This window comes from Streptomyces sp. NPDC058289 (assembly GCF_042880975.1).
GTDB lineage: Bacteria > Actinomycetota > Actinomycetes > Streptomycetales > Streptomycetaceae > Streptomyces > Streptomyces stoeckheimensis.
Genome location: NZ_JBHVYI010000013.1, coordinates 29080 through 40509, shown reverse-complemented (window position 1 = coordinate 40509; position 11430 = coordinate 29080). Strand labels below are relative to the sequence as shown.

The window sequence follows — 11430 nt, the reverse complement described above, 5'->3', positions numbered from 1 at the left end:
GCCCGCGCCCCATTTTCCGGCGGCGCCTACCGTCGAAGCATGAGCGGCATCGTTGTTGTGTACGAGCTCGACCACCCGGTGGCGGGGTCCGTCCACCGGGTGCACGCCGCGCCCACCACCCCGGGAGGCGGCTCCGAGCGCGGCCCGCGGACCATGTGCGGCAAGGACACCTTCGCCATGGAAACGGCCGACTGGAAGCCGGCCGACCATCCGGACGCCTGGTGCCCGCCGGAATACGCCGACGCGGTGTGCCCCGGCTGCGAGGCGGTGATGGGCGAGGACTAGGCCGACTCTTTCGGATCTTGCCGGGCCCGCGCCGCCCTCCGCATCGGGTCCCCCATGAGGTCCCGCTCGAGGTCCCGTAGCGGGTCCCCAGGGTGATGACGTCTCCATCATGACAGGTCAGAGGCGGTTTTCGTAGGACGGACGGCACAGCCGATCTTCCTTGTCCGGAGCCCTGCGCGGATCGCAAAATCTCCCTCATGAATCCCACGGAGAACATCAATCACGACGCCGTACTGCGAGCCCGGGTGGCGCTCCTCGGATCGGGCACCCTGCCCGTCCGGGAGCGGGTGGCCGCCTATCGCGTCCTCGTCCGGGTGAGTCCGTTGGCCTATCTGCCGCTGCTGGCGGCCGCGTTGTTCGCGTACAGCCGTCAGGAGTTCGCCCACCGGCCCGGGATAGCGCTTGCCCTGCGCGCCGAGTCCGTCGCCGCCGCGCGCCGGATGTGCGCGCTGGAACCCGAGGAGACCCAACTGCTCCTCACCGCACTGGTGCACTACCGCGAACAGCTGCTCCTGATGGAGCGTCCGGAGGAACTGGCCGCCGCGGAAGCGGAAATGGGCGCGCTCGTGGCCTCGGGCGGCGGATCGCCGGGCGTGCGCTGGGACCTCAGCGGAGCGTAGCGGCCAGTTCCGCGATGCGGTCGGGACCGATGCGGCAGCAGCCGCCGATGAGGCGGGCTCCAGTACGCCGCCAGGCGGTCGTGGGCCAGGGGGCGGGGGTGGCCGGGGCCCGCCAGGTCTGGGTCTCGGCCTCCCAGACCGAGCCGTCGTTGGGGTAGGCCAGCAGCGGTTTCGAGGTGACGGTGGCGGCCGCTTCGAGGGCGGGCAGGACCTCCGCCGGGTCGCAGCAGTTCACGCCGACGGCGATGACCTGCGGGGACCCGGCGGCAAGGGCGAAGGCCTCGGGCAGGGGCTGCCCGGCCCGGGTGCGGCCGTCCGCCACCGTGTAGCTCAGCCAGGCGCGGGCTCCGCTCTCCCCGAGCACCGTGAGCAGGGCTTCGGCCTCGATGGCGTCCGGAACGGTCTCCAGGGCCAGGACGTCGGGGCCCTCGGCCAGCAGCGCCGCGATCCGGGGCCGGTGGAAGTCGGCCAGCTCCCGCACGCTCAGGCCGTACCGGCCCCGGTACTCGGAGCCGTCCGCCAGCACCGCCCCGTACGGGCCCACGGACGCGACGACCCACACCCCGCGCTCCGCGGCCCGGGCCGCCGCGTCGGCCAGCCGCACGCTGCGCCGCAGCAGGGCCGTGGTGCGCTCCGGGCCGTAGCCGCGCCGGGCGAAGGCGGCGTACCCCACCTGGTAGCTCGCGGTGATCAGCACCTCGGCGCCGGCCCGCGCGTAGGCGGTGTGGGCGGCCGTCACCTGCTCCGGCCGCTCGGTGAGGACCCGGCCCGTCCACAGGCCGCCGGACAGGTCGCAGCCCTGGTCGGCGAGCTGGTTGCTCAGCCCGCCGTCCAGGAGCACGGTCCGCTCGCCGGGGCCGGCCAGGGCCTCGGCGAGCGGCCGGGATGCGCGGGGCACGGTGGCCGCCCCGTCAGCCGAGCTGGGACTGGACCCTGGAGGAGATCAGCTCCAGGTGGTCCAGATCGCCGAGGTCGAGCAGCTGGAGGTAGAGACGGGAGGAGCCGACCGCCTCGTAGGCTCCGATCCGGTCCACCACCTCGGCCGGGGAGCCGGCCAGGCCGTTGGCCTTGAGCTCCGCCACGTCCCGGCCGATGGCGGCGGCCCGCCGGGCCACCTCGGCGTCGTCCTTGCCCACGCACACGACGAGCGCGTTGGAGTAGACGAGGTCGCCGGGCTTGCGGCCCGCCTGCTCGACCGCCGTGCGGACCCGGCCGAACTGCCGCTCGCTGTCCGCGATCGAGGCGAAGGGCATGTTGAACTCGTCCGCGTACCGGGCGGCGAGGCGCGGGGTGCGCTTCGCGCCGTGGCCGCCGATCAGGACGGGGATCTTGTCCTGGGCCGGCTTGGGCAGCGCCGGGGAGTTCTCCACCTGGTAGTGGACGCCCGCGTAGTCGAAGGTGGCGCCGGGCTCGGTGGCCCACAGGCCGGTGATGATCTCCAGCTGCTCTTCCAGCCGGGCGAGGCGTTCGGCCGGGAAGGGAATGCCGTACGCCTTGTGCTCCTCCTCGAACCAGCCTGCACCCAAGCCGAGTTCGATCCGGCCGCCCGACATCTGGTCGACCTGCGCGACCTGGATGGCGAGCACGCCGGGGAGCCGGAAGGTGCCCGCCGTCATCAGGGTGCCCAGCCGGATCCGCTTGGTCTCGCGGGCCAGGCCGGCCAGGGTGATCCAGGCGTCCGTGGGACCGGGCAGACCGTCGGCCGCACCCATGCGGAGGTAGTGGTCCGAGCGGAAGAAGGCATCGAAGCCGAGGTCCTCGGTGGCCTTGGCGACGCTCAGGAGGGTGTCGTAGCTCGCGCCCTGCTGGGGCTCGGTGAAGATACGGAGATCCATGTCTCCATCCTGCCCCTTCGGCCCCGGCCGGGTGAATCTGCGTCAACCGGGCGGTCGCCGCCGCCCGCGCCAGTGACCAGCCCGGATGGGGATCGTTGGCTCGGACGGAGCCGGACCGCCCGGCCCGCGCGCCGGCGGCCTTCGCCGGTGCGTCCACCGCCCCCTTCCGCCCCGGAAGGGCCAGGGCCGAGGAGGCCGCCATGTCCCAGGAGTCCGCGCCGGAGACCCTCCGGCAATCCCGTCAGGACTGCCAGACCGGACAGGCAGCGCACGACCCCGCACGCCAGGAGTCCGCGGTACCCGCCCAGGGCGGCGCGCCGAAGGGCCTGCTGCAGCAGATGGAAGAGCTGATGGCGGCGCTGAACGCCGACCTCTCGCAGCTCGACGCCGACCTCCAGTCCTCCACCGACCGCAGCCCCGGCACTGCGCTGCACCAGGGCGCCCGCACCCCGGAGACCGGAGACCGCCCGTCCTACCGGCCCTCCTGACCACCCGGGTCCCGTCGCGCGCGGCGGGACCCCACCGAAGCACCCCCGGACACCGAAGCACCCCCTGCTCGGGCCATGCCGGCTCAGGCCACGACAGCTCAGGCCACCCCGGCTCAGGCACGCCGCCCCGGGCCACCCTGGCTCAGGCACCCCGCCTCGGGCCACCCCGGCTCAGGCCACGCCGCCTCGGGCCACCCTGGCTCAGGCCACCCCGGAGGCGGATCCCCGCTCGCGCACGGCCATCCGTCGCAGGATCGCCCGGACCCGGTCGCTCGACTCGTCGGCCGCGTCTATCGACTCTATGCACTGCCAGTACAGACCCTCGTCGTCCGTCCCACAGGCCACCCCGACCAGCGCTATGCCCACTTCGCCGAGCAGCGCCTGGAGCCCGAGCAACGCCTGCCGGGCGTCCGTCACCTCGGTCAACTGCGCAGCTCTGGGCGGGAGATCGGGCGCATAGCCCTCTCCGCGCAGAGCCGCCCGGTCGAGCACCCCGCAGCCTCTGCCCCCCGCTTCACCCAGCCCCCGTGACTCCGCTCTCAGCTCCGGCGGCCCGGTGACCGCCAGCCAGCTCCCAATGCCCTGCGCGAGGGCCTGTGCCTGCCAGGCCTCGCCCACGATGTCCCAAGCAGCCCCGCTCTGCGCCAGCGCGTGCCGGCCGGCTGCGATGAGCCGTACCGCGTCCATATGCCGTCCCCCGTCCGCACGACATCTCGCCGTTCTCTCCACTACCCAGAGTGAGGGCAACGGGCCGGTAAAGCCAGGGGTATTCGGAAATTGTGGACACCGAAGATGGTTGTGGATATCGCCATCACTCCGAAGAGTGACGGTCTGCCCCCGGAGTACCCGGGACGGGGAACCTCAGCTCGTTCCGGTCGATCTTCGCGGCGAGCGCATCCAGCACATCGACCCCGAGAACCTCACAGAACTGCAGCAGGTAGGCGAGTACGTCCGCCACCTCATCGGCCACTCTGTGCGCGGTGTCCGGCTTCTCCATGACCTTGGCGGACTGTTCGGGCGTCAGCCACTGGAAGATCTCCACCAGTTCGGCCGCCTCGACGCTCAGCGCGACCGCCAGGTTCTTGGGCGTGTGGAAGGGCTCCCACCCGCGCGCCGCCGCGAACTCGGCCAGCCGCCGCTGGAGCCGGTCGATCCGCTCGCCGGCTCCCTTCTCTTCCCCGGTCACTCCACGCTCTTCGCTCATGCACCCAGGTCTACCACCGAGACCCCCGCGACCCCCCGGGCGGCCGTCGCGCAGGCCTCGCCCGCCGCTGCCGCCAGCCTGACCTGCCCGCGCCCGCACGCCAGTACGGCCAGCCGCAGCAGTTCGGCGGTCTGCCGGCCGTCCAGGTCCCGGTCGAAGCCGTCTGCGAGCACCGCCAGCGTCTGCCGTGCGGAGGGCAGTTCGGCCGCCGGGTCCACGTCCAGGACCCCCGGCCCGGTCAGCAGCACCAGCGCGAGGGCGAGGAAGCGCAGCTCGCCCGCGCCCAGCCGGGCCAGTTCGGTGGCGGGCCTCGACGGGCCCCGGTCCAGCAGGCCGGTGACCGGGCCGCCCTCGGGAGCCCGTACGTCCAGTCCGGCCACCCACCCCGCGCAGCCGGTACGGGCGGCCCCGGTCAGCAGCCCGTACCGGGTGCCGCACTCCAGGCGGGTCCGACGCAGCACGTCGGCCAGATTGGCGCAGTCGCCCAGCAGCCGCCCCTCCCCCGGCGCGACGGGCTCCCGCATCCGCTCCGGGCGGGGATCGCAGGGGAACACCGAGCGCAGTGCGACCACCACTTGTTCGGCGGCGGCCAGCACCTGCCGCTGCCCCTCGGTGGCCCCGGCCACGCGCAGCGGGAGCAGCGCGGTCCCGAGCCGGTCGTCGGGCAGCGGGGCCCGGGTGACCCCGGTGGCTCCGCCGGTCAGCCAGGCCGCCTGGACGGACCGTCGCCCGGGGTCGCGCAGTGCGGTGGCGAGGAGGACCTGCCCGTCCACCGAGAGCCGTTCGCCGACGATCCGCAGCGCGGGCTCCGCCTGGACGGCGAGGTCGAGCCGGACCGGCCCGGCGGGGCCGTCGACCGTACAGCCGATCCGGAACCCCCGGCGCCGCTCGGCGTCGGGCACCGCCCGGTCGGGGATCCGGGCCCGCGGGTCGGGAAACACCTCGTCCAGGGTGGCCCCGGCGCCCAGCGCGGCCAGCGCCCCGTAGGCCTCCAGCACCTGGGACTTGCCGCTCCCGCTCGGCCCGGCGAAGAGGGTGACGGGACCGAGCGCGAACCGGGCCCCGCGGTGCGCCCCGTAGGCGGAGAGCCGCAACTCGGTGACGGCCGGCCGCAGATACGGGGCTCCTGCGGCGGGCGGGACGGGGGCCGAAGCCTGGGCCGGAACCTGGGCCACGGCTAACCCCGGACCGGCAGGCCCGGCCGAAGCCGCGGAGGCGGCAGGCCCGGTCAGTGCGGCGGAAGGCGTGGCGGTGGCCGTGGAAGGGGCCGTCGGGGCGGTGAGGGGCGAGGTCATGCGCGGGACGGTACGGGCCGCCGGACCCCCCGTGGGTCCGGCGAACCGTTCCGCCCGCGGGACCTTCCTACGATCGGGGGACGGCCGCGGCCGCGATCCCCTCCACCTCGGTCCCGACGGGCGCCAGCAGGAAGACGTTGCGGTCGACCCGGTGCATCCCGCTGCCCAGGCCGAAGACCACGCCACTGCTGAAGTCCAGGATCCGCTTGGCGACTTCGCCGTCCGCGCCCGTGAGGTCCAGGAGTACCGGGATCTGCGCGATCAGGTACTCCGCCACCTCCCGCGCGTCCGCGAAGACCTGGACCCGGATCACCACGAAGCGCCGCTGCTCCGCCGCGGACGCCCCCGGAACCGTGGGGATCGTGCGGTGATCCACCCGGGAGGGCCACTCGTTGCGACTCCGCAGGGGGACCACCTGCGCGAGCCCCTCCCACTGTTCGTCGGTGACGTCGTACCTGCTCACCAGGCCGCCTCGGCCTTGCGCTTCATGTGCATCCCCCCATCCTCTCGCGTTTCACCCGTTCAGCCCAACACCGACACGAGGCAGCCGAGAAGCCCCTCCGACTACCCCTCACCCACCCGATAGGTTAGGTTAGGCAAACCTAAGTACGCGCCATCTCGCCACTCGGGACGACGGAGATCCACATGCAACTGCCCCTGCTGCTGCCCACGGACGCCGAGCGGGTCCGGTCCGTCCTGGCCGCCGCCCATTCCATGACCGTCGTCACCGACGGACAGCGCACGGAGATCCGTCACCTCGACGGCACCGACCCCCTCGGTCGGCTGCACCTGCACCCCGCCGAGCCGGGCGGCTGCGCCGAGCACCGCCCCGCGATCCGGCTGGAGTTCACTGACATCGCACCCACCCCCGTACGGGACCGCGTGCGCGCCCGGGTCACCCTCGTCGGCCGCCTGCTCACCCCCTACACGGACGAGGGCTCCGACTCCACCTGCATGGAGTTCGGCCGGGCCGTCCTCGAAACCGCCGACGGCGCCCGTTCGTACGTCGGTCTCGACGAGCTGGACGCGGCCCGCCCCGACCCGCTCGCCTCCTACGAGGCCGGGATGCTCACCCATCTCCTCGACGACCACGCCGAACTCGTCACCCTCCTCCTGCGCCTGGTCCGGCCGCAGCCCGCGGCACAGCCGGGGGTTGGGCCCACCGTCCTGCGCGCACTGCCCCTCGCCATGGACCGGTATGGGATCACCCTGCGCCTGGAGGAACGGCGCGGCCACCACGACGTACGGATCCCCTTCCCCTCCCCGCTCGACGACGTGGAGCAGTCCGGGGCGCAGATCCAGGCCCTGTTCAGCGCGGCCCGGCGCAGCTCGCACCGCAACACCCTGCCCGCCTGAGCGGCCCCCCCCAGAAAGGAACGGGCCATTCCGGAAAAGGAGCGCAAAACACGGAACAACGCTCCCCCGACGGCCGGTTGGGAAGATCATGAAGGCAATCACATACACCGCATACGGACCGCCTGACATCCTCGCGCTCACCGAGGTTCCGGAGCCCAAGGTCGGTCCGGGCGAGGTCCTCGTCCGCGTGAAGGCCGCCGGCGTGAACCCGGTGGACTGGAAGCTCGCCGCCGGATACCTCGACTCGATCCTCGAAGTTCGCTACCCGGTCATACCCGGCTGGGACGTCGCGGGGGTCGTCGAGGCGGTCGGCGAGGACACCTTCGACTACGCCGTCGGCGACGAGGTGTACGGCTACGTCCGCAAGGAGTGGGTGGAGCTGGGCACTTACGCCGAGCTGGTCTCCGCCCCCGTCCGCACCCTCGCCCGCAAGCCGCGCGAGCTGACCTTCGAGCAGGCCGCCGGCATCCCGCTGGCCGGGCTCACCGCCTACCAGTCGCTCACCCGCGTGGGGCTCAAGGCCGGCGAGACCGTGCTCATCCACTCCGCCGCCGGCGGCACCGGCTCCTTCGGCGTGCAGATCGCCGTCGCCCTCGGCCTGCGCGTCATCGGCACGGCCGGCGCGCACAACCACGACTACCTGCGCTCGCTGGGCGCCGAGCCGGTCCTGTACGGCGAGGGCTTCGCCGACCGGGTCCGCGAGCTGGCGCCCGAAGGGGTGGACGCCGCCCTGGACTTCTTCGGAGACGACGTCATCCCGGTGCTCCGGTCCCTGGTCAAGGAGGAGCACCGGGTGGTTTCCATCGCCGACTACACGGCGGCCGCCCAGGGCGCGCACCAGCTGTGGGTCCGTCCGGACACCGCCGACCTGACCTTCCTGGGCCGGCTCGCCGACGAGGGCAGGCTCACCGTCAACGTGGAGCACGCCCTGCCGCTCGCCGAGGCGGCGAAGGCCTGGGAGCTGAGTGCCGCGGGCCGCACCCGCGGCAAGATCGTCCTCACGGTCTGACCCGGGGCGCGACCCCCTCGCTCAGGAGGTGATCGGCGGCGCCGTCCCGCCGCCGCCCGCCGGGCCGAGCGAGGGGCCGACCGCCCGTAGGGCGCCCGGTGTGCGCCCCTCGCCCCAGCCGATCTCCCGGCGGTAGCTGCCGAGCAGGCCGCGGCCGGCGAGCCCGGCCTCGTCCCGTACGGCCGGGTCCTCGGGCACCGGCCGGGTCAGCGGGGACACGAACAGCGCGTCCACCGGGCAGTTGGCCTCGCACAGGAAGCAGGTCTGGCAGTCCTCCTGCCGGGCGAGCAGCGGGATCCCCTGCGGTCCCCGCTCGAAGACGTCGGTCGGGCAGACCTCCACGCACTTGTCGCAGGCGATGCACCGCTCGGCCGAGACCAGTTCGATCATGCGACCAGCTCCGCCGGCCGCGTCCACACCCGGTCGAGCCCGCCCGTCACGATGCGGTGGTGCTGCGCCGGGTCCTGCCCCGGGTGGTCGAGCCGGCGGGCCATCCCGCGGCTCTCTGTACGGGCCAGCGCGGACGCGTACATCCAGCGGGCGTGCGCCGTCATGGCCGCCGCCTGCCGGACCTTGACCAGCCCGGCGCCCTCCCCGCGCAAGGAGCCGCGCACCTGCGCCCAAACCTCGTCGAGGGCGCCGAGCGAGCCGGTGAGGACGGAGCCGCGCCGCAGGTAGTTCTTGTCGTACGGCAGCACCTGCTCCTGGACCAGGCGTACGAGTTCCCGTGCCTCCCCGGGTCCGGCCGCGGACCCGGCGTCCCCGGTCGGCCGCAGGCCCGCCCCGCCGGCCCCGGTGACCGGCCGGAAGGCGGCCCGGCCCGAGCCGAGGGAGCGGGCGTACCGGGCCGCGCCGGCCCCCGCCCAACTGCCCGAGGACATCGCCCAGGCGGCGTTGTGGCTGCCGCCTCCGGTGAAGCCCCCGCAGATCTCCTCCCGGGTGGCCGCGTCCCCGGCGGCGTACAGACCGGGGACCGTGGTGGCGCAGTCCTCCCCGGCGATCCGGATCCCGCCGGTGCCGCGGACGGTGCCCTCGGCCAGCAGCGTGACGGAGAAGCGGTCGGTGAAGGGGTCGATGCCGAGCCGGTCGAAGGTGAGGAAGAAGTTCGGCTGCGCGAGCCGCATCGCGGCCTGTGCGGTGGCGTCGGCCCGGTCGAGGCGGGCGTAGACCCGGGCTCCGGTGAGGAGTTCGCGGGCGATGGCGGAGCGGCCGCCGAGGCTGGCGGCGCCCTCCAACACCTCGCCGTCCTCCCGGTAGAAGGAGGCGAAGGAGTAGAAGGCCGTCTTGGTGACGGAGGTGCCCTCGGGGGCGATCCCGTAGGAGTTGGAGAACTCCATGCCGGACAGCTCGGCCCCCGCCTCGGCGGCGAACAGTGCGCCGTCCCCGGTGTTGGTGTTGGTGCCGAGCGCGCCGCTGAGGAAGGCGCAGCCCCCGGTGGCCAGGACGACGGCGCCGGCCCGGACCCGATAGGGCTCGCCGGCCTGGCGGCGGTGGCCGGCGGCGCCCGCGGCGGCGCCGTCCGCGTCGGTCAGCAGCTCGGTGACCGGGCTGTGGTCCAGGATCCGGACCCCGGCGCGGCGGATCCGGATGCGCATCCGCCTCATGTACTCGGGCCCCTGGAGGCCGTTGCGGAGCGGCCGGCCGTCGGGGCCGGTCGGGAAGCGGTAACGCCCCTCGTCCGCCAGCTCGTTCATCCGGTGGTACGTCTCGTCGAGGACCCGGGACATCCACCGCCGGTCGGCGAGGTACCCGCCGAGCCCCTCGCGGCTCGCCATCGCGGCCTCGCGGGCCGCCGGCTCCGGCGGGACGTACCAGACGCCGGTGCCCCCGGCGGCCGTCGCCCCGCTGGTGCCGCAGTAGCCCTTGTCCGCGAGGACCACGGAGGCCCCGGCCCCGGCCGCCTTGAGGGCGGCCCAGGCGGCGGCGGGGCCCCCGCCGACCACGAGCACGTCGGCGACGTGCTCGCTCACGCGTCGGCCCCGGCGGCGGCTCCGGCTGCAGCGTACCGGTTGGCGGGGCGTGCCAGCCCGTAGTTCTCGCGCAGGGTCCGGCCGGTGTACTCGGTGCGGAAGAGCCCGCGGCGCTGCAGGATCGGCACGACCTGGTCGACGAAGTCGGTCAGCCCGGTGGGGAGCACGGGAGCCATGATGTTGAATCCGTCGGCGGCCCCCTGGGTGAACCACTCCTCCAGCTGGTCGGCGATCTGCTCGGGCGTCCCCGCGAAGACGCGGTGGCCGCGGCCCGCGCCCAGGCGGGCGATCAGCTCGCGCAGGGTGAGGCCCTCGCGGCGGGCGAGCTCGGCCACGAGCGTGAAGCGGCTCTTGTTGCCGTTGATGTCCCGCTCCTCGGGCAGCTCGGGCAGCCCGCCGTCGAGCGGCAGCCCGCTGAGGTCCACGCCCAGCATGTTGGAGAGCTGCGCGAGGCCGTACTCCGGGATCTGGAGCTCGGTGAGCTCCTGCTCCAGGGCCCTGGCCTCGGCCTCGGTGGAACCGATGACGGGGGCGATGCCGGGCAGCACGAGCAGCTCGTCCTCGGAGCGGCCGTACTTGGCGAGGCGGGACTTGAGGTCCTTGTAGAAGGCCTGCCCGTCGGCCAGGGTCTGCTGGGCGGTGAAGACGGCCTCGGCGTACTGGGCGGCGAACTCCTTGCCGTCCTCGGAGGACCCGGCCTGCACGAGCAGCGGGTGGCCCTGCGGGGTGCGGGGCACGTTGAGCGGTCCGGCGACGCCGAAGTACTCGCCGCGGTGCGCGGCGGGGTGGAGCTTGTCGGTGTCGGCGTAGATGCCGCGCTCCTTGTCGAGGACGATCGCGTCGTCCTCCCAGCTGTCCCACAGCTTGGTGGCCACCTCGAGGAACTCCCGGGCCCGCTCGTAGCGGAGGTTGTGCTCCAGGTGCTCGTCGCGGTTGAAGTTGCGGGCCTCGTCGACGCTGCCGGAGGTGACGATGTTCCAGCCGGCGCGGCCGCCGCTGATGTGGTCGAGGGAGGCGAACTTCCGGGCCAGGTTGTAGGGCTCGTTGAAGGTGGTGGAGACGGTGGCGATGAGCCCGATGTGCTCGGTGACGGCGGCGATCGCGGAGAGCAGGGTGAGCGGCTCGAAGCCGCCGACGGCGTTGTAGCGGGCCTTGCCCCAGAGGGCGACCCCGTCGGCGAAGAAGATCGAGTCGAGCAGGCCGCGCTCGGCGGTGCGGGCCAGTTCCTGGAAGTAGCGCAGATCGGTGATCCGCTCGGGGCTGCTGGAGGGGTGGCGCCAGGCGGCGTCGTGATGCCCGGCGTTCATGAGGAAGGCGTTGAGGTGGAGGGTCCGGGGTGCGGTCATTTCTTGTCCTCGGATAGGACCC

At 73.6% G+C, this 11430-nt stretch carries 14 protein-coding genes; 5 read left to right on the top strand and 9 right to left on the bottom strand.

All coding sequences use genetic code 11. The features are described from left to right. Positions 1–39: 39 nt before the first annotated feature. Positions 40–285 carry a hypothetical protein gene (locus ACFVX6_RS09230; protein WP_389689522.1) on the top strand — a complete coding sequence of 82 codons (246 nt, stop codon included), beginning with the start codon at positions 40–42 and terminating at the stop codon, positions 283–285. Positions 286–482: 197 nt separating this feature from the next. Next, positions 483–905 (top strand): hypothetical protein, encoded by a 423-nt coding sequence (locus ACFVX6_RS09225; RefSeq protein ID WP_389689520.1) that lies wholly within the window; start codon positions 483–485, stop codon positions 903–905. Here ACFVX6_RS09225 and mmuM read toward each other — a convergent pair. Then, positions 892–1803 carry a homocysteine S-methyltransferase gene (mmuM, locus tag ACFVX6_RS09220; protein WP_389689518.1) on the bottom strand — a complete coding sequence of 304 codons (912 nt, stop codon included), beginning with the start codon at positions 1801–1803 and terminating at the stop codon, positions 892–894. The two genes, ACFVX6_RS09225 and mmuM, sit on opposite strands and share 14 nt — an antisense overlap. Before the next feature lie 13 nt (positions 1804–1816). Further along, complete coding sequence (locus ACFVX6_RS09215; RefSeq protein ID WP_389689516.1) at positions 1817–2740, bottom strand: LLM class F420-dependent oxidoreductase; 924 nt, start codon at positions 2738–2740, stop codon at positions 1817–1819. 200 nt (positions 2741–2940) lie between these two features. On the opposite strand from ACFVX6_RS09215, the gene ACFVX6_RS09210 reads away from it, so the two are divergent. Continuing rightward, entirely contained in the window at positions 2941–3228 is a 288-nt protein-coding gene (locus tag ACFVX6_RS09210) for a hypothetical protein (protein WP_389689641.1), read from the top strand. A gap of 201 nt (positions 3229–3429) precedes the next feature. Here the strand turns inward: ACFVX6_RS09210 and ACFVX6_RS09205 are convergent, their stop codons facing one another. The 4 genes from ACFVX6_RS09205 to ACFVX6_RS09190 all read right to left on the bottom strand — a co-directional run bounded on the left by ACFVX6_RS09205 (position 3430) and on the right by ACFVX6_RS09190 (position 6190). Continuing rightward, positions 3430–3915 carry a DUF6099 family protein gene (locus ACFVX6_RS09205; protein WP_389689514.1) on the bottom strand — a complete coding sequence of 162 codons (486 nt, stop codon included), beginning with the start codon at positions 3913–3915 and terminating at the stop codon, positions 3430–3432. 124 nt (positions 3916–4039) lie between these two features. Continuing rightward, the gene (locus ACFVX6_RS09200) at positions 4040–4432 is read right to left on the bottom strand and encodes a nucleotide pyrophosphohydrolase (RefSeq protein ID WP_389689512.1); all 393 of its coding nucleotides are present in this window, start codon (positions 4430–4432) and stop codon (positions 4040–4042) included. Further along, positions 4429–5727 carry an ATP-binding protein gene (locus tag ACFVX6_RS09195; RefSeq protein ID WP_389689510.1) on the bottom strand — a complete coding sequence of 433 codons (1299 nt, stop codon included), beginning with the start codon at positions 5725–5727 and terminating at the stop codon, positions 4429–4431. The genes ACFVX6_RS09200 and ACFVX6_RS09195 overlap by 4 nt, the downstream gene beginning before the upstream one ends. Before the next feature lie 67 nt (positions 5728–5794). After that, complete coding sequence (locus ACFVX6_RS09190; protein WP_250742110.1) at positions 5795–6190, bottom strand: cell division protein SepF; 396 nt, start codon at positions 6188–6190, stop codon at positions 5795–5797. A gap of 182 nt (positions 6191–6372) precedes the next feature. On the opposite strand from ACFVX6_RS09190, the gene ACFVX6_RS09185 reads away from it, so the two are divergent. After that, a complete protein-coding gene (locus ACFVX6_RS09185) occupies positions 6373–7083 on the top strand; it encodes a DUF2470 domain-containing protein (RefSeq protein ID WP_389689507.1) in 711 nt (236 codons plus the stop codon). 88 nt (positions 7084–7171) lie between these two features. Further along, positions 7172–8092, top strand: a complete 921-nt coding sequence (locus ACFVX6_RS09180; RefSeq protein ID WP_389689505.1) for an NADP-dependent oxidoreductase — start codon at positions 7172–7174, stop codon at positions 8090–8092. Between the two features lie 21 nt (positions 8093–8113). Here the strand turns inward: ACFVX6_RS09180 and ACFVX6_RS09175 are convergent, their stop codons facing one another. Genes ACFVX6_RS09175 through ACFVX6_RS09165 form a run of 3 tightly spaced genes read right to left on the bottom strand, consistent with a single transcriptional unit; the run spans position 8114 to position 11408 of the window. Further along, on the bottom strand, positions 8114–8482 hold the full coding sequence (locus ACFVX6_RS09175; protein ID WP_351370450.1) for a ferredoxin family protein: 369 nt from the start codon (positions 8480–8482) through the stop codon (positions 8114–8116). Beyond that, a complete protein-coding gene (locus tag ACFVX6_RS09170) occupies positions 8479–10062 on the bottom strand; it encodes an FAD-dependent oxidoreductase (RefSeq protein WP_389689503.1) in 1584 nt (527 codons plus the stop codon). The genes ACFVX6_RS09175 and ACFVX6_RS09170 overlap by 4 nt, the downstream gene beginning before the upstream one ends. Then, positions 10059–11408 carry an LLM class flavin-dependent oxidoreductase gene (locus ACFVX6_RS09165; protein WP_389689501.1) on the bottom strand — a complete coding sequence of 450 codons (1350 nt, stop codon included), beginning with the start codon at positions 11406–11408 and terminating at the stop codon, positions 10059–10061. The genes ACFVX6_RS09170 and ACFVX6_RS09165 overlap by 4 nt, the downstream gene beginning before the upstream one ends. Between the last annotated feature and the right edge of the window lie 22 nt (positions 11409–11430).